The sequence below is a fragment of the Klebsiella sp. CB_Kp196 genome, from assembly GCF_040061575.1.
GTDB lineage: Bacteria > Pseudomonadota > Gammaproteobacteria > Enterobacterales > Enterobacteriaceae > Klebsiella > Klebsiella michiganensis.
Map to the genome: position 1 here is coordinate 15,564 of NZ_JBEAFH010000040.1, position 25,793 is coordinate 41,356.

At 58.0% G+C, this 25,793-nt stretch carries 24 protein-coding genes and 1 pseudogene; 15 read left to right on the forward strand and 10 right to left on the reverse strand.

Features of this window, described 5'->3' with window-relative positions; translation table 11 throughout:
- Positions 1-125 precede the first annotated feature (125 nt).
- The 4 genes from lldP (at position 126) to trmL (ending at position 4,386) form a co-directional block, all read left to right on the forward strand.
- Entirely contained in the window at positions 126-1,781 is a 1,656-nt protein-coding gene (gene lldP / locus ABLU87_RS11835) for an L-lactate permease (protein WP_014227230.1), read from the forward strand.
- A complete protein-coding gene (lldR, locus tag ABLU87_RS11840; RefSeq protein WP_014227231.1) occupies positions 1,778-2,551 on the forward strand; it encodes a transcriptional regulator LldR in 774 nt (257 codons plus the stop codon). Before lldP ends, lldR begins: the two co-directional genes overlap by 4 nt.
- Complete coding sequence (lldD, locus tag ABLU87_RS11845) at positions 2,551-3,786, forward strand: FMN-dependent L-lactate dehydrogenase LldD (RefSeq protein ID WP_025106767.1); 1,236 nt, start codon at positions 2,551-2,553, stop codon at positions 3,784-3,786. Before lldR ends, lldD begins: the two co-directional genes overlap by 1 nt.
- A gap of 126 nt (positions 3,787-3,912) precedes the next feature.
- Positions 3,913-4,386: a tRNA (uridine(34)/cytosine(34)/5-carboxymethylaminomethyluridine(34)-2'-O)-methyltransferase TrmL gene (gene trmL / locus ABLU87_RS11850; RefSeq protein WP_122116746.1), complete on the forward strand. Its 474-nt coding sequence runs from the start codon at positions 3,913-3,915 to the stop codon at positions 4,384-4,386.
- Positions 4,387-4,490: 104 nt separating this feature from the next.
- Here trmL and cysE read toward each other — a convergent pair whose 3' ends face one another.
- The 5 genes from cysE to ABLU87_RS11875 all read right to left on the reverse strand — a co-directional run bounded on the left by cysE (position 4,491) and on the right by ABLU87_RS11875 (position 7,730).
- Entirely contained in the window at positions 4,491-5,312 is an 822-nt protein-coding gene (gene cysE, locus ABLU87_RS11855) for a serine O-acetyltransferase (RefSeq protein WP_004106845.1), read from the reverse strand.
- Positions 5,313-5,392: 80 nt separating this feature from the next.
- The gene (gene gpsA, locus ABLU87_RS11860) at positions 5,393-6,409 is read right to left on the reverse strand and encodes an NAD(P)H-dependent glycerol-3-phosphate dehydrogenase (protein ID WP_004855462.1); all 1,017 of its coding nucleotides are present in this window, start codon (positions 6,407-6,409) and stop codon (positions 5,393-5,395) included.
- Positions 6,409-6,876 (reverse strand): protein-export chaperone SecB, encoded by a 468-nt coding sequence (gene secB / locus ABLU87_RS11865; protein WP_004106849.1) that lies wholly within the window; start codon positions 6,874-6,876, stop codon positions 6,409-6,411. The genes gpsA and secB overlap by 1 nt, the downstream gene beginning before the upstream one ends.
- A 59-nt stretch (positions 6,877-6,935) precedes the next feature.
- Complete coding sequence (gene grxC, locus ABLU87_RS11870) at positions 6,936-7,187, reverse strand: glutaredoxin 3 (protein WP_004106850.1); 252 nt, start codon at positions 7,185-7,187, stop codon at positions 6,936-6,938.
- Positions 7,188-7,298: 111 nt separating this feature from the next.
- Positions 7,299-7,730: a rhodanese-like domain-containing protein gene (locus ABLU87_RS11875; RefSeq protein WP_004126582.1), complete on the reverse strand. Its 432-nt coding sequence runs from the start codon at positions 7,728-7,730 to the stop codon at positions 7,299-7,301.
- Between the two features lie 245 nt (positions 7,731-7,975).
- Here ABLU87_RS11875 and gpmM point away from each other — a divergent pair, with 245 nt between their 5' ends.
- Genes gpmM through ABLU87_RS11890 form a run of 3 tightly spaced genes read left to right on the forward strand, consistent with a single transcriptional unit; the run spans position 7,976 to position 11,740 of the window.
- Positions 7,976-9,520, forward strand: a complete 1,545-nt coding sequence (gene gpmM, locus ABLU87_RS11880) for a 2,3-bisphosphoglycerate-independent phosphoglycerate mutase (RefSeq protein WP_014227235.1) — start codon at positions 7,976-7,978, stop codon at positions 9,518-9,520.
- 9 nt (positions 9,521-9,529) lie between these two features.
- Complete coding sequence (envC, locus tag ABLU87_RS11885) at positions 9,530-10,801, forward strand: murein hydrolase activator EnvC (protein WP_025107808.1); 1,272 nt, start codon at positions 9,530-9,532, stop codon at positions 10,799-10,801.
- 3 nt (positions 10,802-10,804) lie between these two features.
- Positions 10,805-11,740, forward strand: a complete 936-nt coding sequence (locus ABLU87_RS11890; protein WP_038423860.1) for a divergent polysaccharide deacetylase family protein — start codon at positions 10,805-10,807, stop codon at positions 11,738-11,740.
- On the opposite strand, the gene ABLU87_RS11895 is transcribed toward ABLU87_RS11890, so the two are convergent.
- The 3 genes from ABLU87_RS11895 to kbl all read right to left on the reverse strand — a co-directional run bounded on the left by ABLU87_RS11895 (position 11,737) and on the right by kbl (position 14,924).
- Positions 11,737-12,534, reverse strand: a complete 798-nt coding sequence (locus ABLU87_RS11895; protein ID WP_014227237.1) for a glycosyltransferase family 2 protein — start codon at positions 12,532-12,534, stop codon at positions 11,737-11,739. The genes ABLU87_RS11890 and ABLU87_RS11895 overlap by 4 nt on opposite strands.
- A 161-nt stretch (positions 12,535-12,695) precedes the next feature.
- The gene (gene tdh, locus ABLU87_RS11900; RefSeq protein WP_004855475.1) at positions 12,696-13,721 is read right to left on the reverse strand and encodes an L-threonine 3-dehydrogenase; all 1,026 of its coding nucleotides are present in this window, start codon (positions 13,719-13,721) and stop codon (positions 12,696-12,698) included.
- 9 nt (positions 13,722-13,730) lie between these two features.
- A complete protein-coding gene (kbl, locus tag ABLU87_RS11905; RefSeq protein WP_014227238.1) occupies positions 13,731-14,924 on the reverse strand; it encodes a glycine C-acetyltransferase in 1,194 nt (397 codons plus the stop codon).
- Between the two features lie 214 nt (positions 14,925-15,138).
- On the opposite strand from kbl, the gene rfaD reads away from it, so the two are divergent.
- The 5 genes from rfaD to ABLU87_RS11930 all read left to right on the forward strand — a co-directional run bounded on the left by rfaD (position 15,139) and on the right by ABLU87_RS11930 (position 20,284).
- Positions 15,139-16,083: an ADP-glyceromanno-heptose 6-epimerase gene (gene rfaD / locus ABLU87_RS11910; RefSeq protein ID WP_014227239.1), complete on the forward strand. Its 945-nt coding sequence runs from the start codon at positions 15,139-15,141 to the stop codon at positions 16,081-16,083.
- Between the two features lie 115 nt (positions 16,084-16,198).
- On the forward strand, positions 16,199-17,257 hold the full coding sequence (gene rfaF / locus ABLU87_RS11915) for an ADP-heptose--LPS heptosyltransferase RfaF (RefSeq protein ID WP_014227240.1): 1,059 nt from the start codon (positions 16,199-16,201) through the stop codon (positions 17,255-17,257).
- A gap of 3 nt (positions 17,258-17,260) precedes the next feature.
- Positions 17,261-18,232: a lipopolysaccharide heptosyltransferase RfaC gene (gene rfaC / locus ABLU87_RS11920; protein WP_009652757.1), complete on the forward strand. Its 972-nt coding sequence runs from the start codon at positions 17,261-17,263 to the stop codon at positions 18,230-18,232.
- Positions 18,232-19,140 (forward strand): sugar glycosyltransferase, encoded by a 909-nt coding sequence (locus ABLU87_RS11925; RefSeq protein WP_014227241.1) that lies wholly within the window; start codon positions 18,232-18,234, stop codon positions 19,138-19,140. Before rfaC ends, ABLU87_RS11925 begins: the two co-directional genes overlap by 1 nt.
- The gene (locus ABLU87_RS11930) at positions 19,118-20,284 is read left to right on the forward strand and encodes an O-antigen ligase family protein (RefSeq protein WP_196942126.1); all 1,167 of its coding nucleotides are present in this window, start codon (positions 19,118-19,120) and stop codon (positions 20,282-20,284) included. The genes ABLU87_RS11925 and ABLU87_RS11930 overlap by 23 nt, the downstream gene beginning before the upstream one ends.
- Positions 20,285-20,310: 26 nt before the next feature.
- On the opposite strand, the pseudogene ABLU87_RS11935 reads toward ABLU87_RS11930, so the two are convergent.
- A pseudogene (locus ABLU87_RS11935) lies at positions 20,311-21,391 on the reverse strand (glycosyltransferase family 9 protein).
- Positions 21,392-21,412: 21 nt separating this feature from the next.
- The gene (locus ABLU87_RS11940) at positions 21,413-22,375 is read right to left on the reverse strand and encodes a polysaccharide deacetylase family protein (RefSeq protein WP_014227244.1); all 963 of its coding nucleotides are present in this window, start codon (positions 22,373-22,375) and stop codon (positions 21,413-21,415) included.
- Between the two features lie 111 nt (positions 22,376-22,486).
- Here ABLU87_RS11940 and rfaQ point away from each other — a divergent pair, with 111 nt between their 5' ends.
- The 3 genes from rfaQ to ABLU87_RS11955 are packed head-to-tail and all read left to right on the forward strand — an operon-like array spanning position 22,487 to position 25,784.
- Positions 22,487-23,563, forward strand: coding sequence for a putative lipopolysaccharide heptosyltransferase III (gene rfaQ, locus ABLU87_RS11945; RefSeq protein ID WP_122116745.1), 1,077 nt, complete (start codon positions 22,487-22,489; stop codon positions 23,561-23,563).
- A complete protein-coding gene (locus ABLU87_RS11950; protein ID WP_032718809.1) occupies positions 23,560-24,687 on the forward strand; it encodes a glycosyltransferase family 4 protein in 1,128 nt (375 codons plus the stop codon). The genes rfaQ and ABLU87_RS11950 overlap by 4 nt, the downstream gene beginning before the upstream one ends.
- Positions 24,688-24,689: 2 nt before the next feature.
- On the forward strand, positions 24,690-25,784 hold the full coding sequence (locus ABLU87_RS11955) for a glycosyltransferase (RefSeq protein WP_032718810.1): 1,095 nt from the start codon (positions 24,690-24,692) through the stop codon (positions 25,782-25,784).
- The last annotated feature ends 9 nt before the right edge of the window (positions 25,785-25,793 follow it).

Below are 25,793 nucleotides of genomic sequence, written 5' to 3' on the forward strand. Positions count from 1 at the left end.
TTGATTAACCATTCGTTGTCGTTAATCCTACAATCGCAATTTGGCTGGGCCAGTTTTACAAATGATGTGACCTGCTAAGAGCGCAAGACTCAGCACGGCATCATAACGGCCCGATGGAGACCTGCATGAACCTCTGGCAACAAAATTACGATCCGGCCGGCAACATCTGGCTATCGAGTCTTATCGCATCGCTACCGATTCTGTTTTTCTTTTTTGCCCTGATAAAGCTCAAGCTGAAAGGGTACGTTGCCGCGACCTGGACCGTGCTCATTGCGCTCTCCGTCGCTCTGCTGTTCTACAAAATGCCGGTTGACCACGCGCTGGCCTCCGTCATCTACGGCTTCTTCTACGGCCTGTGGCCAATCGCGTGGATTATTATCGCTGCGGTCTTCGTCTATAAAATCTCGGTGAAAACCGGGCAGTTCGACATTATCCGCTCATCGATTTTGTCGATTACCCCGGATCAGCGTCTGCAAATGCTGATTGTCGGTTTCTCCTTCGGCGCGTTCCTCGAAGGGGCCGCCGGTTTTGGCGCGCCGGTCGCCATCACCGCAGCGCTGCTAGTGGGGCTCGGCTTTAACCCGCTGTATGCAGCGGGCCTGTGTCTGATCGTTAACACCGCGCCGGTCGCATTTGGCGCGATGGGCATTCCGATTCTGGTCGCCGGACAGGTGACGGGCCTCGACAGCTTCGAAATCGGCCAGATGGTTGGCCGTCAGCTGCCGTTCCTGACCATCATCGTCCTGTTCTGGATCATGGCGATTATGGACGGCTGGCGCGGCATTAAAGAGACCTGGCCTGCGGTCATGGTCGCCGGCGGCTCCTTTGCTATCGCTCAGTACCTCAGCTCTAACTTCCTCGGCCCGGAGCTGCCGGACATTATCTCTTCGCTGGTATCGCTGGTCTGTCTGACGCTGTTCCTCAAACGCTGGCAGCCGGTACGCATCTTCCGCTTCGGCGATATGGGCGCATCGCAGGTCGATATGAACCTGGCCCGCACGCATTACACCCCGGGACAGGTGATTCGCGCCTGGTCGCCGTTCCTGTTTCTGACCGCGACGGTGACCCTGTGGAGCGTGCCGCCGTTCAAAGCGCTCTTCGCCCCCGGCGGCGCGATGTACGATTTTGTGATTAATATTTCCGTGCCGTTCCTCGACAAGATGGTGGCCCGCATGCCGCCGGTGGTTAGCGAAGCCACGCCGTACGCCGCGGTCTATAAGTTTGACTGGCTCTCCGCCACCGGCACCGCCATCCTGTTCGCCGCGCTGCTTTCCATCGTCTGGCTGCGCATGAAGCCGAAAGACGCGATCTCGACCTTTGGCAGCACGCTGAAAGAGCTGGCGCTGCCGATTTACTCCATCGGCATGGTGCTGGCGTTCGCCTTTATCTCCAACTATTCCGGTCTATCCTCAACGCTGGCGCTTGCGCTGGCGCACACCGGTCATGCGTTTACCTTCTTCTCGCCGTTCCTCGGCTGGCTGGGGGTATTTCTGACCGGTTCGGATACCTCGTCTAACGCGCTGTTTGCCGCGCTGCAGGCCACGGCGGCCCAGCAGATTGGCGTCTCCGATATCCTGCTGGTCGCAGCGAACACCACCGGCGGCGTGACCGGGAAAATGATCTCTCCGCAGTCTATCGCCATCGCCTGTGCGGCGGTCGGTCTGGTAGGTAAGGAGTCCGATCTGTTCCGTTTTACCGTCAAACACAGCCTGATTTTCACCTGTATGGTCGGCGTTATCACCACGCTGCAGGCGTATGTCTTAACCTGGATGATCCCGTGATAGTGATGCCAAAACGCCTTGCCGACGACGTCGCCCGTCGCGTGCGGGCGCTGATTGAAGAACAAAAGCTGGAGGCGGGCATGCGATTGCCCGCCGAACGTCAGCTGGCGGCGCAGCTGGGCGTATCGCGCAATTCGCTGCGCGAAGCGCTGGCGATGCTGGTCAACGAAGGGGTGCTGCTCAGCCGTCGCGGCGGCGGCACCTTCGTGCGCTGGCAGCACGAAGCGTGGTCGGAGCAAAACATCGTTCAACCGCTGAAGACGCTGCTCTCCGACGACCCCGATTACAGCTTTGATATCCTCGAAGCCCGTCACGCCATCGAAGCCAGTACCGCCTGGCATGCGGCGATGCGGGCAACCGATGCCGAAAAAGAGAAAATCCGCCTCTGCTTTGAAGCCACCCAAAGCGAAGACCCTGACCTGGCCTCGCAGGCCGATGTCCGCTTCCATCTGGCGATCGCCGAAGCGTCGCATAACGTGGTGCTGCTGCAAACCATGCGCGGTTTTTTTGACCTTTTACAGTCCTCAGTCAAGGAGAGCCGCCAGCGGATGTATCTCGTCCCGCCGGTCTTCGCTCGCCTGACCGAACAGCACCAGGCGGTCATGGAGGCGATTATCGCCGGTGACCCGGAAGGTGCCAGACAGGCGATGATGGCCCATTTGGGCTTTGTTCACGCCACCATCAAACGCTTTGATGAAGACCAGGCCCGCCAGGCGCGAATTACCCGCCTGCCCGGTGACCATAACGAAAATTCCAGGGAGAACTTGTGATGATTATTTCCGCCGCCAGCGACTACCGCGCCGCCGCACAGCGTATCCTGCCACCGTTCCTGTTCCACTATATCGACGGCGGCGCTTACGCCGAGCACACCCTGCGCCGCAACGTTGAGGACCTGTCCGACGTCGCGCTCCGCCAGCGCATTCTGCGCAATATGTCGGACCTGAGCCTGGAAACCACCTTATTCAACGAGAAGCTGGCGATGCCAACGGCGCTGGCGCCGGTTGGGCTGTGCGGGATGTACGCCCGCCGCGGTGAAGTGCAGGCCGCCGGCGCGGCGGATGAAAAAGGTATTCCGTTTACCCTCTCTACCGTTTCCGTCTGCCCGATTGAAGAGGTCGCCCCGACCATTAAGCGCCCGATGTGGTTCCAGCTGTACGTCCTGCGCGACCGCGGTTTTATGCGCAATGCGCTGGAGCGGGCGAAGGCGGCGGGCTGTTCAACGCTGGTCTTTACCGTCGATATGCCGACCCCCGGCGCGCGCTATCGCGATGCTCACTCCGGGATGAGCGGCCCGAACGCGGCAATGCGCCGCTACTGGCAGGCGGTGACCCATCCGCAGTGGGCATGGGACGTCGGGTTAAACGGCCGTCCGCACGATTTGGGCAACATCTCCGCCTATCTCGGCAAGCCGACCGGTCTGGAGGATTATATCGGCTGGCTGGCGAATAACTTCGATCCTTCGATTTCCTGGAAAGACCTTGAGTGGATCCGCGACTTTTGGGACGGCCCGATGGTGATCAAGGGGATCCTCGATCCGGAAGACGCCCGCGATGCGGTGCGCTTCGGCGCTGACGGGATCGTGGTTTCCAACCACGGCGGCCGCCAGCTCGACGGCGTGCTCTCTTCCGCTCGCGCCCTGCCCGCGATTGCCGACGCGGTTAAAGGCGATATCACAATTCTTGCCGACAGCGGTATTCGCAACGGCCTTGATGTGGTGCGGATGATTGCCCTCGGCGCCGATAGCGTGCTGCTGGGCCGCGCTTATCTGTATGCGCTGGCCACGCACGGCAAACAGGGCGTCGCCAATCTGCTGAACCTGATAGAGAAAGAGATGAAGGTGGCGATGACGCTGACCGGCGCGAAAACCATCGGCGAAATCAGCCGTGAATCTTTAGTCCAGAACGCCGATGCGCTGCGGACCTTTGATGCGATCAAAGCAGGAAACGCGGCGGTTATCCCTGACCCTCTCCCACAGGGAGAGGGAACCGTCCGGCAGGCGGGTTAACGTCCTCATCAGGCCATCCGGCTCACAGGCCGGCGCCGGTTTTCTCCCGCTCTCTTTCCGGGAGAGGAGCAGGGTGAGGGTTAACCAAATATCTGCTATTCTGCCCCCCGCAATTAAGGGGGCAGCATGCTTAACATCGTCTTATTCGAACCAGAAATCCCGCCAAATACCGGGAATATCATCCGCCTGTGCGCCAACACCGGCTTCAATCTGCATATTATCGAACCCATGGGTTTTGCCTGGGACGATAAGCGTCTTCGCCGCGCAGGTCTGGATTACCACGAGTTTGCCGCCGTCCAGCGCCATGGTGATTACGCCGCCTTTATTGAAAGTGCAAAGCCGCAGCGCCTGTTCGCCCTGACGACCAAAGGCACGCTGGCGCACAGCGCGGTAAGCTATCAGGACGGCGATTTTCTGCTGTTTGGCCCGGAAACCCGCGGACTGCCGGGCAGCATTCTTGATGCTCTGCCGGCAGAACAAAAAATCCGTATTCCGATGATGCCGGACAGCCGCAGCATGAACCTGTCAAATGCGGTGTCGGTGGTGGTCTATGAAGCCTGGCGCCAGCTGGGCTATCCCGGCGCGGTGCTGCGCAGCTGAGCTCGCTTTCTCCCGGAGGCGGCGCGTAGCGCCTGTCCGGGCTACCAGACAGCGCTCGGTTTTGTAGCCCGGACAGATGCGCAGCATCGCCTCCGGGAAATCAATCAAATACCGTCGCCGTACTCGAAGGTATGGTGTATGCCGTTAAAGTGCTGATCCATATCCATCGCGGGCTTATCGCTCTCCGGCTTGCCCACAATGCGGGCGGGAACGCCTGCGGCGGTAGTATGCGGCGGCACCGGCTGTAGCACCACCGAACCCGCGCCGATTTTTGCCCCGCGTCCAACTTCGATATTGCCGAGGATTTTCGCCCCGGCGCCAATCATCACCCCTTCGCGAATTTTCGGATGACGATCGCCGCTGGTTTTACCGGTACCGCCCAGGGTCACGGATTGCAGAATCGATACGTCGTCTTCAATCACCGCCGTTTCGCCGACGACGATGCCGGTGGCGTGGTCCAGCATGATCCCGCGGCCAATCTTCGCCGCCGGGTGGATATCCACCTGGAACGATACGGAAACCTGATTTTGCAGGAAGATCGCCAGCGCCCGACGCCCCTGATTCCACAGCCAGTGGCCGATACGATAGGCCTGCAGCGCGTGGAATCCTTTCAGATAGAGCAGCGGGGTGGAGTATTTATCCACCGCCGGGTCGCGCGTTCGCACCGCCTGAATATCGCAGGCGGCGGAGGCAATCATTTCCGGGTCGGCGGCGTAGGCCTCTTCCACCACTTCACGAATCGCGATGGCGGGCATGATCGGAGAAGCCAGTTTATTCGCCAGCATATAGCTCAGGGCGCTGCCGAGATTTTCGTGCTTGAGTAGCGTGGCGTGGTAAAAACTGGCGAGCATTGGCTCACAGTCAGCTAAAGCCCGAGCTTCGGCTTTAATATTATTCCAGACGATATCCAGTTCTTCACACGGCATTGCTGACTCCAGACGATATAATAATGACCGGCCAGTTCTTTGCTGGCCGGGTCATTCAGGTGATCCAGGTTCCATCGCAGTTAGTTGCTACGCTCGTCCTTGCGTGCACGACCTAATAAGGTCAATGCTGCCTCGCGCGCAATTTTTCCGCAATACAATACCTGATAAATTTCCTCGGTTATTGGCATTTCGACGCCTAAACGCTGCGCCAGAACGCGAACCTCTTTGGTATTGCGATAGCCTTCAACCACCTGGCCAATCTTCTCCTGCGCGCTTTGCACATCCATGCCCTGACCGAGCATCATGCCGAAGCGGCGGTTACGCGACTGGTTATCGGTGCAGGTGAGCACCAGATCGCCTAAGCCCGCCATCCCCATAAAGGTCTCCGGATCGGCGCCCAGGGCCTCCCCGAGGCGCGACATCTCAACCAGCCCGCGGGTAATCAGCGCGGTACGCGCGTTGGCGCCAAAGCCAATGCCGTCAGACATGCCGGCGCCGATAGCGATGACGTTTTTCACCGCCCCGCCGAGCTGCACGCCGATAAAGTCCGGGTTGATATAGACGCGGAAGCTCTTGCCGCAGTGCAGCAGGCTTTGCAAATCGTCAGCGAACTGCGGATCCGTCGACGCCAGCGAGATCGCCGTCGGCAGGCCTGCCGCCAGCTCTTTCGCGAAGGTCGGGCCGGAAATCACCGCCAGGGGGATAGCGTCGCCCAGCGCTTCACGGGCCACGTCCTGCAGCAGGCGCCCGGTTTCCGCTTCCAGACCTTTCGTCGCCCATACCAGGCGAGCGTCGGGGCGCATCAGCGGTTTAATCTGCCGCAGCACCTGGCCGAAAACGTGGCTCGGCACGACGACGAGGATATCGCGGCTGGCCGCCAGCGCGGTCGCCAGATCGCTTTCCAGATGCAGCGTGTCGGGGAAAGGAACGTCAGGAAGAAATGCGGCGTTGCAGCGGTCGTGCTGCAGCGTCGCAATATGTTTCGGGTCATGGCCCCACAGCACAACGTGGTGGCCATTTCTTGCCAGGGTGATGGCAAGAGCGGTGCCGTAAGAGCCGGCACCGATCACAGTCATTGCAGCGTTAAGCGCGTTCATCAGGCATCCTGATGTTGTTCAGCACCTTCGCCAGCCTGCTGCTGCAGATAGTTCATAAACAGCGCATCGAAGTTCACTGGCGCAAGGTTCAGTTGCGGGAAGGTGCCGCGGGAAACCAGGCTGGTGATGCACTCACGCGCGTACGGGAACAGAATGTTCGGGCAGTATGCGCCGAGGCAGTGCGCCATCTGGGTGCCGTCGATGCCTTCGATGGAGAAAATACCGCCCTGCTGTACTTCGCACAGGAATGCGGTTTCTTCGCCCAGAGAGGCGGTTACGGTCACGCGCAGCACCACTTCATACACGCCTTCAGCCAGCTGGCTGGAAGCGGTATCCAGATCAAGTTTAACTTCCGGCTGCCAATCTTTCTGGAAAACTTGCGGCGCGTTCGGCGCTTCAAAAGAAATATCTTTGGTGTAGATGCGCTGAATCTGGAAAGTCATTTCGGTGCTGTTTTGTTCTGACATAGTAAAACCCTTTCGTGTTGTCCTTAAGTACGCCCGTCCAATGGGGATGAGCGCAAAAATTAGCGCAGGAGGGGATCGAGTCCACCACGTGAATCAAGCGCGTACAAGTCGTCACAGCCGCCAATGTGCTGCGCATCAATAAAAATCTGCGGAACCGTCGTTCGACCGCTGCGCTGAATCATCTCTTCACGCTTCGCAGCATCGCCATCGATAGGCAACTCGTTGAACGTCACGCCCTTGCTGTTCAGCAGCGCTTTTGCACGTACGCAGAACGGGCAGGTCGCTTTGGTATAGATATCAATATTGGCCATGACTTCACTCCTGTTTTTACCCCCGAGAGTTTTACGCCGCAGGCGTTGTTTTCCCGCTGACGAATAGCCGCCGCAGGGAAAACCGCGCTACGCCATAAAGACGCGGGTAAATTATTTACCGCGTACCAGCGGAAGGTTCTCGCCGCTCCAGCCAGCGATGCCTTCTTTCAGTACGAAGACCTTTTCAAAACCGGCTTTGTTCAGCGCGCTGGCGGGTTCTTGCGCCTGCATACCTGAGCCGTCTACCACTATAATGGGTTGTGCTTTGTGCTTTTCCAACTCGCCGACGTTATTTGCTTTGATATCGCTCGGCAGCAGGTTAATAGAACCCGCAATGTGGCCTTTACGGAAATCGTCACGCTGACGCAGATCGACAACCACGGCATCTTCTTTGTTGATCAGGCGCGTCGCTTCACCGCGGGTGATGACTTTAACTTTCGACATCAGCCCTTTAAAGGTGGTGAACAGCACCGCCACCAGCAGCGCGACCCACGCGATGCTCAGGACGGGGTGACGGCTGATGAATTGCATAATTTCTTGCATGGGGGGTTACAACTCCCGACTAAGTGATAAAAAAACCAGGGAAGGAGTATACCTGTGCATTGCGGCAAATACAGCCAGTGAGCGCGATGTAATGTATTTTCTGCGGCCCGTCACGAAAAAAAACCGCTCTCGCCGCGGCAATGCGCTCTGGCCGCCCTCTTTCTTTGATCTTTTACGGTGATTTGATCGATTCAGCTGTAGTAAAATTACGCAAATTTTCTGTCTTTGAGCATGAGGTTGTCGCAATGTCGGTTTCTAAAAAACCTATGGTACTGGTGATTCTGGATGGCTATGGCTACCGTGAAGACCAGCAGGATAACGCTATTTACAGCGCCAAAACCCCTGTTATGGACGCACTGTGGGCGAAACGTCCGCATACCCTGATTGATGCTTCAGGCCTGGAAGTCGGTCTGCCGGATCGTCAAATGGGCAACTCCGAAGTGGGCCACGTCAACCTCGGCGCGGGCCGTATCGTGTATCAGGATCTCACCCGCCTGGACGTTGAAATCAAAGAACGTACCTTCTTCGCCAACCCGGTACTGACCGGCGCGGTCGATAAAGCCGTTGCCGCAGGCAAAGCCGTGCATATCATGGGCCTGATGTCTCCGGGCGGCGTCCACAGCCACGAAGACCACATCATGGCGATGGTTGAGCTGGCAGCCGAACGCGGCGCGGATAAAATCTATCTGCACGCCTTCCTCGACGGCCGCGATACTCCGCCGCGCAGCGCTGAAAAGACGCTGGCGAAATTCGAAGACAAATTTGCCGCGCTGGGCAAAGGCCGCGTCGCCTCGATCGTTGGCCGCTACTACGCCATGGACCGCGACAACCGTTGGGACCGCGTTGAGCAGGCTTACGATCTGATGACCCTGGCAAAAGGCGAGTTCCAGGCCGATACCGCAGTTGCGGGCCTGCAGGCCGCTTATGCGCGCGATGAAAACGATGAGTTCGTGAAAGCGACCGTTATTCGCGCTGAAGGCCAGGCCGATGCGGCGATGGAAGACGGCGATGCGCTGATTTTCATGAACTTCCGCGCCGACCGCGCGCGCGAAATTACCCGCGCCTTCGTTAACGCCGATTTCGACGGCTTCGCCCGTAAGAAAGTGGTGAACCTCGATTTCGTCATGCTGACCGAGTACGCCGCGGACATTAAAGTCGCCTGCGCTTATCCGCCGGCATCTCTGGTGAACACCTTCGGCGAATGGATGGCGAAGAACGACAAAACCCAGCTGCGCATCTCCGAAACTGAAAAATACGCTCACGTGACCTTCTTCTTCAACGGCGGCGTTGAAGAGCCGTTCAAAGGCGAAGAGCGCATTCTGATCAATTCACCGAAGGTCGCCACCTACGATCTGCAGCCGGAAATGAGCTCCGCTGAGCTGACCGAAAAACTGGTTGCCGCCATCAAGGGCGGTCAGTTCGACACCATCATCTGTAACTACCCGAATGGCGATATGGTTGGCCACACCGGCGTAATGGAAGCCGCCGTTAAAGCGGTCGAAGCGCTGGATGACTGCATCGACCAGGTGAGCAAAGCCGTTGAATCCGTTGGCGGACAGCTGCTGATCACCGCAGACCACGGCAACGCCGAGCAGATGCGCGATCCGGCCACCGGCCAGGCGCACACCGCGCACACCAACCTGCCGGTTCCGCTGATTTACGTTGGCGATAAAAACGTCAAAGCGGTCAACGGCGGTAAACTTTCCGACATCGCGCCGACCATGCTGACGCTGATGGGAATGGAAATCCCGCAAGAGATGACTGGCAAGCCGCTGTTCATCGTGGAATAATCCTTCCCCATGAGGGGAAAGGCGACGTATTCAACTACATGGATCGCAACGGCAGTTCGATCCGTCTTTTACGCCAGCGCGCTTAGCGCTGGCGTATTGCTGTGCGCCGCATCTGCTCACGCCGACGATCGCGACCAGCTTAAATCCATTCAGGCCGATATCGCCGCTAAACAGCGGGCGATTAAGCAGCAGCAGCAGCAGCGCGCTTCCCTGGTCGCCCAGCTAAAAGCGCAGGAGGAGGCCATCTCCGCCGCCGCGCGCAAGCTGCGCGAAACCCAGGAAACGCTGAACCAGCTGAATAAGCAGATCGACGAAATGAACGCCGCGCTGGCCAAGCTGGAGCGTCAGCGCGCCTCGCAGGAGCGTAACCTTTCCGCGCAGCTCGACGCCGCGTTTCGTCAGGGGCCGCATACCGGCATCCAGATGATCCTCAGCGGCGAAGAGGGGCAGCGTAATCAGCGCCTGCAGGCCTACTTTGGCTATCTGAACCAGGCGCGCCAGGAAACCATCGCCCAGCTGAAGAAAACCCGCGAAGACGTGGCGGTGCAAAAATCGATGCTGGAAGAGAAACAGAGCCAGCAGCAAACCCTGGTGTACGAACAGCGCGCCCAGCAGAGCAAGCTGGAGCAGGCGCGCAACGAGCGTAAAAAGACCCTCGCCAGCCTGGAATCCTCCATTCAGCAAGGCCAGCAGCAGCTCAGCGAGATGCGGGCTAACGAATCACGTCTGCGCGGCCGTATCGCCCAGGCGGCGGCGGCGGCCAAAGCGCGGGCGGATCGCGAAGCCCGCGAAGCGCAGGATGTGCGCGATCGCCAGCAGGAAGCCTCGCGTAAAGGCACCACCTACAAACCTACCGAAAGCGAACGCTCGCTGATGTCCCGCACCGGCGGACTTGGCTCACCGCGCGGCCAGGCATTCTGGCCGGTTCGCGGCTCAATTCTCCATCGCTATGGCGAACAGCTGCAAGGTGAACTACGTTGGAAGGGGATGGTTATCGCTGCGTCTGAAGGCACCGAGGTCAAAGCCGTTGCCGATGGTCGGGTTATTCTCGCCGACTGGCTGCAGGGCTATGGCCTGGTGGTGGTCGTTGAACACGGCAAAGGCGACATGAGTCTTTACGGCTATAACCAAAGCGCGCTGGTCAGCGTCGGCACTCAGGTCCGGGCGGGCCAGCCGATCGCTCTCGTAGGCAGCAGCGGCGGTCAGGGCCGTCCGTCGCTCTATTTCGAAATTCGCCGCCAGGGTCAGGCGGTCAATCCACAGCCGTGGTTGGGAAGATAAGTTTTGCTTCAATTTCGCAGAATTGCACTCGCGGTAACCGGTACGCTGGTTATGGCGTCGCCGGTTTTTGCCGGCAAACTCTCCATTGTTATCGACGACTTTGGCTATCGTCCACAAACGGAAAACCAGGTGCTGGCGCTGCCAGCGACGATCTCCGTTGCCGTCCTTCCTAATGCGCCCCACGCCCGAGAAATGGCGACCAGAGCGCATAATCTCGGCCACGAGGTGCTCATCCACCTGCCAATGGCGCCGCTCAGCAAACAGCCGCTGGAAAAAGACACCCTCCGCCCGGAGATGAACAGCAGCGAGATAGAGCGCATTATCCGCGAAGCCTACGGTAAGGTTCCGTACGCCGTGGGGCTGAATAACCATATGGGCAGCGCCATGACGTCGAATCTCTTCGGCATGCAGAAGGTGATGCAGGCGCTCGAGCGCTACAATCTCTACTTCCTCGATAGCGTCACCATCGGCAATACCCAGGCCATGCGCGCGGCGCAGGGCACCGGCGTAAAGGTGATTAAGCGTAAGGTTTTCCTCGACGATACCCAAAACGAAGCGGATATCCGCTATCAGTTCAACCGCGCTATCGCTTTGGCGCGGCGCAACGGCTCCGCCATTGCTATCGGCCACCCGCACCCGACGACGGTGCGCGTGCTGCAGCAGGTGGTGTATAACCTGCCGCCGGATATCACTCTGGTTCGCCCGAGCAGCCTGCTCAACGAGCCGCAGGTGGATACCTCAACGCCGAACACAGCGCCGCCGTCCGTTCAGCCGCCGCGCAATCCGTTCCGCGGCGTGAAACAGTGCAAATCTAAGCGCCCGCCGGAGCCGGTCAACGCCAGCCGCTTCTTTACCATTCTTAGCGAAAGCATCACTCAGAGCACGCTGGTGCAGTATTACCAGCTAAAGTGGCAGGGCTGGGATAAGCCCACAAACTAAATCATCCGGGAATCCGTGTGCTTATCCGCCGCGGATTCCGGCTTGTCCTGATGGGCATACCAGGCTTTAAAGTATTTAAGAAAGCTGTAACAGGTCGCGTAAAGCCCGGTGACCACGCCAACCTTGCCCTTTCGCCACGCTCCGCTGAACAGATACCACTTAAAGAAAGCGCCAATCGCGCTGATCGCTCCGCGCGCAAGAGACGGCCTGATTTTCTGGTGTTTAACCAGCCGCGTGGTGTAGCTATTGAGCTTACTAAACACTTCATGCAGGGAGTAGAAGGTATCGTGGCGCACGAATCCCGGTAGCCGGGCAGAGTGCGTAAAGCCAACCACCTGATCGTCTACCGGCCGATCGTTGAACCTGGCGACGGAGCGATTAAACAAGCGAACCGGGAAATCCGGCGATGATACCGGATAAATGGTGCGCACCTCTTCACCCAGCACGAACCAGTAGCGCGGCAGACGCCATGCGCAGGCGGGGTCCGGCTCATCGCCGGCCTTGAGCGCCAGAATTGCCGCCACCACCTCGTCGTCAAGGATCTCATCGCTGTCCACACACAGCACCCAGTCGTGGCGGGCCAGGGAGGTCGCATAATTCATCTGCGTACCGTGAGCGGTATAAGGATGATGGTGAACGGAGAGACCGAACTGTTGGCAAATCTGCAGCGTAGCATCCGTACTGCCTGAATCGACGACGATAAATTCATCAGCCACCCTGAGCAGCGGCGGTAACACCTCCCGTAATAAGCGGGATGAATTACAGGTCAATAAGCATACAGAAAGTTTAAGCATAATCTTTATAGGGTTAAACCATGGTTAAACTGACTGTATAAACGAATAGGCGAGAAAGCGATTTAGAAAAAGTGCGGAGTGGATTAAGTATCACAAAATTGTAGGATAACTCTCAAAAAAGCGCCCGTGGGCGCTTTTTTACCATCCTGACCGGGGCGGAATTAATCCCAGCTGAGAATGACTTTGCCAGACTGGCCGGAGCGCATCGCGTCAAAGCCCTGCTGGAAATCATCAATGCCAAAGCGGTGGGTGATGATCGGCGACAGATCGAGCCCGGACTGGATGAGCGCGGCCATCTTGTACCAGGTTTCGAACATTTCGCGACCATAAATCCCTTTGATAAACAGCCCCTTGAAGATCACCTTGGTCCAGTCGATAGACATATCCGACGGCGGAATACCCAGCATGGCAATACGCCCGCCGTGGTTCATGGTATCGAGCATGGTGCGGAACGCCGGCGGCGCGCCGGACATCTCCAGACCCACGTCGAAACCCTCGGTCATGCCCAGCTCGGCCATCACATCGTTAAGGTTCTCTTTCGCCACGTTCACCGCCCGGGTGACGCCCATTTTGCGCGCCAGCTCCAGGCGATATTCGTTAACGTCGGTAATCACGACGTTGCGCGCGCCAACGTGTTTCGCCACCGCGGCGGCCATCACGCCGATCGGGCCGGCGCCGGAAACCAGCACATCTTCACCGACGAGGTCGAATGAAAGCGCGGTATGCACGGCGTTGCCAAACGGATCGAAAATCGACGCCAGATCGTCAGAGATATTGTCGGGGATTTTAAAGGCGTTAAACGCCGGGATCACCAGATATTCGGCAAAACAGCCCGGACGGTTGACGCCGACGCCCGTCGTATTGCGGCACAAATGCGTACGCCCGGCGCGGCAGTTACGGCAGTGGCCGCAGGTGATATGCCCTTCGCCGGAAACGCGGTCGCCCAGCTTAAAGCCGCGAACCTCCTGACCGATACCCACCACTTCGCCGACGTATTCATGCCCCACCACCATCGGAACCGGAATGGTCTTTTGCGACCACTCGTCCCAGTTGTAGATATGCACGTCGGTACCGCAAATCGCGGTCTTGCGAATTTTAATCAGCAGATCGTTGTGGCCGACTTCCGGTTCCGGTACGTCGGTCATCCAGATGCCTTCTTCCGCCTTTAGTTTGGATAACGCTTTCATCTCACACCCTCAGGCAATGACGCCCAGTTGTTTACCGATGCGGGTAAAGGCTTCCACCGCACGTTCAATTTGTTCAGGGGTATGCGCCGCAGACATCTGGGTACGGATACGCGCCTGGCCTTTTGGTACCACCGGGTAGAAGAATCCGGTGACGTAAATACCTTCTTTTTGCAGCTCGCGCGCGAACTGCTGCGCCACGGTGGCTTCACCGAGCATCACCGGGATAATGGCGTGATCGGCACCCGCAAGGGTAAACCCTGCCGCGGTCATTTTTTCACGGAACAGGCGCGCGTTAGCCCACAGACGATCGCGCAGCTCGCTGCCCGCTTCCACCATCTCCAGCACTTTGATGGAGGCGGCGACAATCGCCGGCGCCAGCGAGTTGGAGAACAGATACGGACGCGAGCGCTGGCGCAGCCACTCGACGACTTCTTTACGCGCGGCGGTATAGCCGCCGGACGCGCCGCCCAGCGCTTTACCCAGCGTACCGGTGATAATGTCGACGCGGCCCATCACGTCGCAGTACTCATGGGAGCCGCGGCCGTTTTCACCCACAAAACCCACGGCGTGCGAATCATCGACCATCACCAGCGCGTCGTATTTATCCGCCAGATCGCAGACGCCCTTCAGGTTGGCGATCACCCCGTCCATGGAGAACACGCCGTCGGTGGCGATCAGCACATGGCGCGCGCCGGCTTCACGCGCCTCTTTCAGACGGGCTTCCAGCTCCTGCATATCGTTGTTGGCATAGCGGAAGCGCTTCGCTTTACACAGGCGCACGCCGTCGATGATCGACGCGTGGTTCAGGGCATCGGAGATAATCGCGTCCTCTGCGCCGAGCAGGGTTTCAAACAGGCCGCCGTTGGCGTCGAAGCAGGAGGAGTACAGAATCGCATCCTCCATACCGAGAAAATCGGCCAGCTTCTTCTCAAGCGCTTTGTGGCTGTCCTGGGTACCGCAGATAAAGCGCACGGAGGCCATGCCGAAGCCGTGGCTGTCCATCCCGCTTTTCGCGGCGGCAATTAGTTCCGGGTGGTTCGCGAGGCCGAGATAGTTATTGGCGCAGAAGTTAATCACCTGGCTGCCGCCGACGGTGATATCCGCCTGCTGCGCCGAAGTGATAATCCGTTCTTCTTTAAACAACCCTTCCGCGCGCGCGGTATCCAGGTCATTGGTTAACTGTTTGTAGAAATCCCCACGCATTGCAACTCTCCAGATTCGGCAAAATTTGGCACATATTACCTAAAGCTATACGCTGATACGAGATGATGCATTACTGCATGAATTATTTGCAGCATAAATCACGAGTCCCTCTCTACCTTATCGGCGAATGGCTGAAGCCTTTCCGATGTAGTGATATGATAGGAGTATTCATGTCCGGATTGTCTCTGGACTACCAACTTCAAAGGTTACAGTTATGATCATCGTTACCGGCGGCGCAGGCTTTATCGGCAGCAATATCGTTAAAGCGCTGAATGACCAGGGTATTACCGACATTCTGGTCGTAGATAATCTGAAAGACGGGACCAAATTCATCAATCTGGTGGATTTGAACATTGCCGACTACATGGATAAAGAAGACTTTCTGATCCAGATTATGGCGGGCGAAGAGTTCGGCGATATCGACGCTATTTTCCATGAAGGCGCCTGCTCTTCCACCACGGAGTGGGACGGCAAGTACATGATGGATAACAACTATCAGTATTCCAAAGAGGTACTGCACTACTGTCTGGAGCGTGAAATCCCGTTCCTGTACGCCTCTTCCGCAGCGACCTACGGCGGCCGCACCAGCGACTTTATTGAATCCCGCGAATACGAGCAGCCGCTCAACGTTTACGGCTACTCCAAGTTTCTGTTTGATGAATACGTCCGTCAGATCCTGCCGGAAGCGAACTCGCAGATTGTCGGCTTCCGCTATTTCAACGTCTACGGGCCGCGCGAAGGCCATAAAGGCAGCATGGCCAGCGTCGCTTTCCATCTGAACACCCAGTTGAATAATGGCGAAAGTCCGAAACTGTTCGAAGGCAGCGACGGCTTCAAGCGCGACTTCGTCTACGTCGGCGACGTCGCGGCGGTGAACCTGTGGTTCTGGGAAAACGGCGTTTCCGGCATCTTCAACCTCGGCACCGGGCGCGCGGAGTCTTTCCAGGCCGTTGCAGACGCAACGCTGGCTTATCACCAGAAAGGCAGCATCGAGTACATTCCGTTCCCGGATAAACTCAAAGGCCGCTATCAGGCGTTTACCCAGGCGGATCTGACTAACCTGCGCGCAGCGGGCTACGATAAACCGTTTAAGACCGTTGCCGAAGGCGTAACGGAATATATGGCCTGGCTCAATCGCGACAATCATGCGAATTCATAAAATCATTCGAGCGGTATCAAGGCGGCAACTCAGTGATTCTCCGGGAGCTGACTAAAATCAGTGACCGGAGGGAACGCAGGCAGCCAACGCAGAGACAGCTTGAAGGATGGAATGAATGAAAATATTGGTGGTTGGCCCGTCATGGGTGGGCGACATGATGATGTCGCAAAGTCTTTACCGTACGCTCAGGGCGCGCTATCCCCAGGCGATAATCGACGTGATGGCGCCCGCATGGTGCCGTCCGCTGCTATCGCGCATGCCGGAAGTCAACGAAGCGATCCCGATGCCGCTCGGCCACGGCGCGCTGGAAATCGGTGAACGGCGTAAGCTTGGGCACAGCCTGCGCGAACGTCGCTACGATCGCGCTTTCGTGCTGCCCAACTCGTTTAAATCGGCCCTCGTGCCGTTCTTTGCGGGAATACCGCATCGCACAGGCTGGCTCGGCGAGATGCGCTACGGCCTGCTGAACGATGCCCGTAAGCTGGATAAAGACGCCTGGCCGCTGATGGTCGAACGCTACGTCGGTCTCGCATACGATAAAGGCGTGATGCGCTGCGCGAAAGATCTGCCGCAGCCGCTGCTCTGGCCGCAGCTGCAGGTGCATGAAGGCGAAAAATCGCAGGCCTGCAGCGCGTTTAATCTCTCAGCCGAGCGCCCGATTATCGGCTTCTGCCCCGGCGCAGAGTTCGGCCCGGCAAAACGCTGGCCGCACTATCACTACGCCGAGCTGGCGAAACAGCTGATCGACGAAGGCTTTCAGATCGTACTGTTTGGCTCCGCGAAAGACCACGAAGCGGGCAATGAAATCCTCGCCGCGCTCACGACCGAACAGCAGGCATGGTGCCGCAATCTGGCCGGCGAAACCCAGCTTGAGCAGGCCGTTATTCTGATCGCCGCCTGTAAAGCGGTAGTCAGCAACGATTCCGGCCTGATGCACGTCGCCGCGGCGCTGGACCGTCCGCTGGTGGCGCTCTACGGGCCCAGCAGCCCGGACTTCACTCCACCGCTGTCGCACAAAGCGCGCGTGATCCGCCTGATCAGCGGCTACCACAAAGTGCGTAAAGGCGACGCCGCCGAAGGCTATCATCAGAGTTTGATCGACATTACGCCGCAGCGCGTACTGGAAGAATTAAACGACCTGCTGCTGGAAAAAACGGAACAAGAGGAAGCCTGACGGATGCGGGTACTGATCGTAAAAACCTCGTCCATGGGCGACGTGCTGCACACGCTGCCCGCGCTGAGCGACGCCGCGCTGGCCTTTCCCGGCATTCGTTTCGACTGGGTGGTTGAAGAAGGCTTCGCGCAGATCCCTTCCTGGCATGAGAGCGTCGACCGGGTCATCCCGGTGGCGATTCGCCGCTGGCGTAAGGCGTGGTTTTCCGCGCCGATCAAAGCCGAGCGCAAGGCGTTCCGCGAGGCCGTGCGCGCGGAAAAGTACGACGCTATCATCGATGCCCAGGGGCTGGTGAAGAGCGCCGCGCTGGTCACCCGACTGGCCCGCGGCGTGAAGCACGGTATGGACTGGCAGACCGCCCGCGAGCCGCTGGCGAGCCTGTTTTACAACCGGCGTCACCATATCGCTAAACAGCAGCACGCCGTTGAGCGCACCCGCGAGCTGTTTGCGAAAAGCCTCGGCTACGCGAAGCCGGAAACCCAGGGCGACTACGCGATCGCCCGCCATTTTTTGCGTCAGGCTGACCCGTCCGCTGCGCCGTATCTGGTGTTCCTTCACGCCACGACGCGCGATGATAAACACTGGCCGGAAGAGAACTGGCGGGCGCTTATCGCCCTGCTTGCCGACAGCGGCATACGCATCAAACTGCCGTGGGGCGCCCCCCATGAAGAGGCGCGGGCCGGACGCCTGGCGGAAGGGCACGATTTTGTCGACGTCCTGCCGCGCATGAGCCTGGAGCAGGTAGCCCAGGTGCTGGCCGGCGCGCGCGGGGTCGTTTCCGTCGACACGGGGCTGAGCCACCTCACCGCCGCGCTCGATAAACCGAACTTCACGCTGTACGGCCCGACCGATCCGGGGCTAATTGGCGGCTATGGTAAAAATCAGCACGTGGTGCGCCCGGAAAGCGGCAGCAGCACGGGCGATATTCCCGCGTCCCGGGTTCGGCAACTGTTGAAATCTCAGGAACTGGCTTAATGGGTTCATTATTTAAGCAGATCTATCGCTACACGCATCGACGCGCCTTTCGCCATAACGAAAATCTCTGGCCGTTTACCCATATCACGCGCGCGGCGAGCGGCGAAATCCGCACCCTGAAATACAAAGGGAAAGCGGTTCCGCTGGTCAATCTCAGCGAACTGAAGGATAGCGCTCAGGGCGAGGTGCTGCTGACCGCCACCGGCCCCTCTACGCGCCGCATCGATTTTACGCTGCTGCCGAAAAGTATTCCGGTGATGGGGGTGAACGGCGCCTGGCATCTCTCTGATAAAATTAACTTTTCGCTCTATACCATCGTGGATATGGAGTTTTACGATAAAAAACCGGACGTGATCCGTTCGGTGATTAGCCAGGCTGACATTGTGCTCTTCACCACCATGCACGGTATCGCCAAAATCCTCGACCGCCACGGCGCAGAGCTTCGCTGTCGTTTGGCATTAATTGAAGACGCCTGTTATAAAATTTATCAGCCTAAAGTCGCCAAAAACGCGATACAGCAGGCCTGGCGCGGCGTCCCCGCGCTACGCTTTCATCCGCAAAGGCAGGATATTTGCTTTAGCACCGACATTCGTCACGGCATTTTCGATGCCGGAACCGTGGTCTACTGGGCACTGCAAATTCTGATGTGGCTGGGATTTAAAACCATTCTGATAAGCGGGCTGGATATGAGTAATTTCAACCAGCCGCGATTCTACGAAACGGAACAGGATAAACTCCCCTCCTGGCTGGCAAATAAGGTGGATGACCTGGTCATGCCGTCCTTTTCGCACGCTGCCAACGTGCTGCAACAAAACCATATTCGGGTCGTCAACTTCTCGTTAGAAAGCGCGGTTCCGGAAACGATTTTCGAAAAGGTTTCTTTTGATGAGTACTTTAAAAATAAGTAATTACGCCAGACAGGGCTACACCGTTTTCTTCACTTTGTTTCTGTTTTTTAGCGCTATTTTCTGCGTATCAACCCGGACAAATAACCTCCTTCATTTATCTATTTTGCTCTTTTTGCTTTCACTGCTTAACAAAGACAATCGTCAGGCAATAGCGGAAAGCATCCGCCAGCGGTGGCCGGTTTATAGCCTGCTGGTCGTATTCTGCGTGTACTATGCGCTGAGCAATATTTGGGGGCAGACGCCACAGCATATCGATTCCCCTCTGACCCACGGCACCTATTTAATTTTCTATCTTCTGCTGCTGACAACGCTACTTGGCCATCCCCGGACCCGACATCTGGCGCTGCTGAGCGTCGTGGCCGGGATCACAGTGCTCTCCGTCTGGACGATGGCGATCGACTTCACTCTGGTCCTCAAGGAACGCCTGGTTTCGCCGGAGAATCCCGGCCCGACCAACGTGATCGACCTGGCGGGCTATTGCGGTATCGGTATCCTTATTTGCGCGATGCTGCTGAAGGAGAAAGGCAGCCACCTGCTGTATGTGCCGATAGCCATCATGCTGGTGATGCTGTTTCTGACCCAAAGCCGCGGCCCGATTATCGCGCTGCTGGTGGCGTTTGTTTGCACCCTGCACCTGCACGTCTTTACCCGCCGCAACCTTCTGATTGTCGCCGCGTTAGCGTTGGTTCTGGGCGCGCTTTTCTTCTTTACGCCAACGGGAGACCTGCTGCTGGCGCGCTTTGAAGAGCTGGGCACCCAAAGCGGATTGCGCTTGAGTATCTGGCACCATACGGTCCAGGAAGTGGCCAGCCAGCCGTGGCTGGGTCGGGGCTTTGACTACGAGCTGAACTTTACCAACTACAGCGGCGAGCATATCACTACCACCCACAGCGTCTATCTTGGCGCACTGTTGAAAGGCGGCATAATCGGCCTGGCGCTGCTGCTGGCGGTGATTGCCGGAGGGTTATGGCAGGCATGGCGCAAACAGCAGGATGGCCGCTACGGGCTGGCGATTTTTATCTATGCGCTGATTTTTATGGCCTCGCAGGGCATGTTTATCATCAGCAACCCTCGCGAAAGCTGGCCGCTGTTTTGGCTGCCGCTGGGCATCGCGCTGAGCGGCAGCCTGAAGGCGAAACGCTAAGAGAAGGGCCCGCAGCGGGCCCTTTTTTATGCCTGCTGGCGAGCGGCGATCAGGGCATCCGCCTGCGCTTTGATCGCCGGCCAGACCGCGTCAATGGTCATGTCGGCGACGTTAGTCTCTTCGCAGACAATCTGTCTGGCCTTGTCATAACCCGGCGCCCAAATGGTATAGCCCGGCAAACCGGTATCTTTGAGTTTACGTTTGTTGTAAACCGCCACCATGGGCTTGTCGAACGCGCGAGCAATATGCACGATGGCGGTATCCGCCGTAATCACCAGATCGCAGTGGCGAACAATCTCAACCGCTGAATTAATATTGCTATCTGGCAGATGCAGCGCCGTTTCCAGATTAAGCTGACGAATTTTCTCGCTATGCCCGACCATCACGACGCTAATTTTATAAGGGAGCGTATATAAGCGTTCAATCAGAGCAGAAACCTGATGACGGCAAAAGTCTTTATCCGTTGAGGCGGTAAACGGGTTTATGGCAATACAGAGCTGACTCCCCTTGTGCTGAGCCAGCAGTGTTTTGACTCTTTCCCGCTCAAAAGCATCGCCGGGCAGATGATAGTGGTAATGAGGGTGTTCTATGCCAAATAGCCTGGCGACGGCTTTATAGCGCGGAAATATGGCTGCTGCTATCCAGAAAAGGGATAGAGTGATCGTAAAGCTTATATTCTTGTTTATTAAAACCGATAACGCAGCCAGGGCGTAAATCAGCCAGCAGTTTAAAACGCTCGTAGGTTTTCACGTCATCAAAATCAACGACCGCGTCAAATCCTGCCGCACGCAGTGCGTTTAACGGCATCCGCGGCTGATATAAATAAACCTGCTCAAGAAAATCCGCACCGGCAAGCATCTGCTTACAAACCGGCCCGGTAAGAACCGAAACCTTATAGCCCCGGTCAGCTAAAAGCTTTGCGCAGCCGGTCGTTACGACCATATCCCCAACTTTGTCATCCAGGCGCAATAATAAAACATGCTGAATCTTCGCGGAATTAAAGGGCTGGCGTGCGCTTTTATTTCTGTAACGATAGTTAATTAAATTAAACTTAATTTCGCGGAAGAAGGCATTTTTCTTCCGCGTAAACTGCTTCACGATACGCATACGGTACCTGGTTGTGATCTTTTATCGCTGTGTGAGTTTCTGTTGGTAGTACTCCGCCAACGTCATTCCCTTCACCTGCGGCGCCAGCCAGCTGAAAAAAGCGTCCAGATCGGCATATAAGCGCTCGATATCCTGCTCGTTTTTAAACGTTGGGCTGCCGCCGGGCATGTACTCTGAAGAGTGGAGCATATATTCGACGTAGTCATTACCCTGAGTCAACGTTTGTTCGACCACTTTTTTCATCGTCTCAACGTTGCCGCCCATCGGACGCAGCCAGTGTACCGACGGCGAGCGTACTTTGCCGCGCAGGCGATCGTAGCCCTGCTTCAGGCTATTCATCCACGCGGAATGCTTGTACTGAATGCTCATCGGCACTTCCAGCAGCGATGATTGCCCTTCACGACGGATATCATTCTCGTCAAGAAAATAGGCGTGCTGCGGGAAATCACGGTAATCGGTACCGCCGTCGCCCTGCGGCGCGCCTTTCGCCGTCTTCCAGTTCACCCTCGGGGTAACCGAGCAATCCACCAGATAGCCATACTCCACCAGCAGACGCGCGTAGCGCTCGTCAAACGCCCAGCGCCCGGCGCGATGGCTGACCATTTTGGTCTGGAAGGTATCCTCCAGCAGACGGGTCATATAGTCGACTTTTGCCCGCATCGCCGCATCGCTGTACTCGATCAAATACGGTTTATGTCGCCAGTCGTCATCGGTGAGCGGATCGGTCGGCGGGCTGTTCCACGCGTGGAGATGCATACCGATTTCCGCGGTTCCCCGGGCGATCGCATCTTTGGCAAATTCGATATAAACCGGGTCGATGGCCATTTCATAGTTGGTCAACCAGACCGGTTTAAAACCATACTTTTCGCAAAGCTGCTGAAAACGCGGTAGATAGCGCGCATTCTCGGTGGTGATGCTGTCATGTTTTTGCCAGAGGTTATCACCCTCTGTATCAATCGTGATGAGAAATGCGGGTTTGTGCACGAAAACGTCCTCAGGCCATACGTATCGGGTCATGGTAGAGCAAGACAAGGCTTCTCTCAATCTATCTGATCCCCTAGAATCGGAGCCCTGCCCCTGAATGAAGAATAGAGAATGACGCCTGAAACCCGCACTTCCGGCCGCGTGAACCCGGCGCGAATCCTGGTTATTAAGCTTCGCCATCATGGCGATATGTTATTGATAACGCCGCTTATTCACGCGCTTAAGCAGCAATATCCCGCCGCCAGCGTGGATGTGCTGCTTTATGAAGAAACCCGGGATATGCTCGCAGCGAATACGGATATCCGCCACATTTACGGCATTGACCGGCGCTGGAAAAAACAGGGCGCCGGCCATCAGCTGAAGATGGAGTGGCAGCTGATTCGCACGCTCCGCCAGCAGCGCTACGATATGGTGCTCAATCTTGCCGATCAGTGGCCCAGCGCGATCATCACCAAACTGACCGGGGCGGCCATCCGTATCGGCTTTGACTTTCCGAAGCGTCGCCACCCGGCCTGGCGTTTTTGCCATACCGCCCTCGCCTCAACCGAGCGGCATAACCAGCTGCATACCGTGCAGCAGAATCTGTCGATTCTGGCGCCGCTTGGGCTGGATATTGCTGACGCGCCGGCGACGATGGGCTACAGCGAGCAGGACTGGCGCGCCAGCCGCGCGCTGCTGCCGGCAGGATTTCAGGATAACTATATCGTCATTCAGCCAACCTCCCGCTGGTTCTTTAAGTGCTGGCGCGAAGGGCGGATGAGCGCCCTGATAAACGCGCTTTCTGAAGCAGGCTACCCGGTCGTGCTGACCTCCGGCCCTGACGCCAGAGAGAAGCAGATGATCGACACCATTATGGCGGGCTGCCCCAATGCTCGCCTGCACTCCCTCGCCGGGCTGCTCACCCTGCGCCAGCTGGCGTCCGTCATCGACCATGCCCGCCTGTTTATCGGCGTTGACTCCGTGCCGATGCATATGGCCGCCGCGCTCGGTACGCCGCTGGTGGCGCTATTCGGCCCCTCCAAGCTCACCTTCTGGCATCCATGGCAGGCGCAGGGCGAGGTGATTTGGGCGGGTGATTTCGGATCGATTCCCGATCCTGACGACATTGATACCAACACCAACGAACGCTTTCTCGATTTAATCCCCACCGACGCGGTTATCGCGGCGGCGAAAAAGGTACTGGCATGAGTAAATTCAGGCTGGCTCTGGTACGCCAGAAGTATCGCCCGGACGGCGGCGCGGAGCGGTTTGTCTCCCGCGCGCTGGAAGCCCTCGACGACAGCGATCTTGAACTGAACGTCATCACCCGCGAATGGCAGGGGCCGGTGAAGCCCGAGTGGAACATCCACATCTGCAATCCGCGCAAATGGGGGCGGATCAGCCGCGAGCGAGGATTTGCCGACGCCGCCCGCCAGCTATGGCAGCGCGAAGCCTTCGATCTCGTGCAAAGCCACGAGCGTATCCCCGGCTGCGACCTGTACCGCGCCGGAGACGGCGTGCACCGCCGCTGGCTGCAGCAGCGCTCGCGCATTTTGCCCGGCTGGAAAAGCCGCCTGCTGTTTGCCGACCGCTACCATCGCTATGTGATGCAGGCCGAGCGCGACATGTACCAGGACGCGCACCTGCGCGGCGTTATCTGCAACGCGGAGATGATTAAACGCGAGATTATTGAAGACTTCGGCCTGCCGGCGGAAAAAATCCACGTTATCTATAACGCTATCGATAACCAGCGTTTTCTGCCGCCGACGGAAGAAGCCTTTGTCGCGCTGCGCGCCAAATGGAATCTGCCGCGCCAGGCGACCTGCCTGATCTACGTCGGCTCCGGCTTTGAGCGCAAGGGGCTGGATGCGGCGATCCGCGCCATCGCGCCGACCAACCGCTACCTGCTGGTGGTGGGCAAAGATAAAGAGCAGGGCCGCTATCAGCAGCTGGCGAAAACGCTGAACTGCGAGGAGCGGGTGCGCTTCTTCGGCATGCAGTCGGAAACCCTGCCGTTCTATCAGATGGCCGACGGCCTGCTGCTGCCGACGCTGTACGATCCGTTTCCCAACGTCATTCTCGAAGCGATGGCCTGCGGCCTGCCGGTGATTACGACTACCGGCTGCGGCGGCGCGGAGTTTATTGTTCAGGGCAGCAATGGCTACGTTTGCGATGCGCTGGATATCCCGGCCCTGCAGGAGTCGGTTAGCGCCCTTCCCGCCCGGGCGTTAGGCTCTGCGCAAGGCGAACGCGCCCGCGAGCGCATCATGACCTGCACCAGCGAACGTCTCTCGGCGCAGCTGCTCTCCCTCTATCAGGATTTGGTGAAATAACGATGCGCATACTGTTTGTTATCGACGGCCTGCCCGGCGGCGGCGCGGAAAAAGTCGTGCTGACGCTGGCAGCGCATTTTCTTAGCCAGGGTGAACAGGTATCACTTTTTTCCCTGCGCGACGTCTGCGATTATCCGCTGCCGGAAGGGCTGGATTATCAGGTCATCGCCGATCGCTGCCGCAAGCCGTGGCGCAAGCTGACGGAGCTGTCCCGGCGCGCGCGCCAGCTTGATGCGGCAATCGAGAAAGCAGAACAGCAGGGCCGTTTCGATCTGGTGCTCTCGAATCTGCATAAAACCGACCGCATTGTCTCCCGCAGCCGCCTGCTGAACGGGCGCAACGTCTGGTTTTGCCTGCACGGCGTGTTCTCCGCTTCCTATCTCGGACACCGCAGCGGTTTTGACCGCTGGCTGAAACAGCAGAAAATCGGGCGCGTTTACCAGGGACGCAACGTCGTCGCCGTCTCCGATGCGGTAGGTCAAGACCTGGTCGAGCAGTTCGCTATTCGCCCGGCCCAGCTTCAAACCATCTATAACCCGTTTGATATCCCCGCGCTGCGCGCCGCGGCCGAAGAGCCCAGCCAGCGCCCCGACGGCGACTATATTATCCACGTGGGCCGCTTTCATCCCGGTAAACGCCACGACCGCCTGATTGAGGCCTATGCGCAAAGCGGTATCGATGCGCCGCTGGTGCTGCTGGGGCAGGGAAAACCGGAACAAGAGCAGCGCCTGCGCCAGCTGGCGCAGCAGCTACAGGTTGCCGATCGCGTCCTGTTTAAGGGCTTCCAGAAAAACCCGCTGCCGTGGATTAAAGGCGCGCGGATGCTGGTCCTCAGCTCCGATAGCGAAGGCTTTGGCAACGTGGTGGTTGAGGCGCTGCTGCTGGATACGCCGGTCGCCAGCACCCGCTGCCCGGGCGGCGTGACCGAGATCCTCACCGGCGAGCTGTCGCGTGGCCTGGCGGATCTCAACAGCCCGGCGCTGGCTCAGACGATGCAAAGCATTTACCATAGCCCGCCGGCCATCGACGCAGCGGCGCTGGAGAAGTTCAGCGTGGCATCGATTTGTCAGCAGTATCGTCAGCTGCGCAGCGCCTGACGCCGTTAT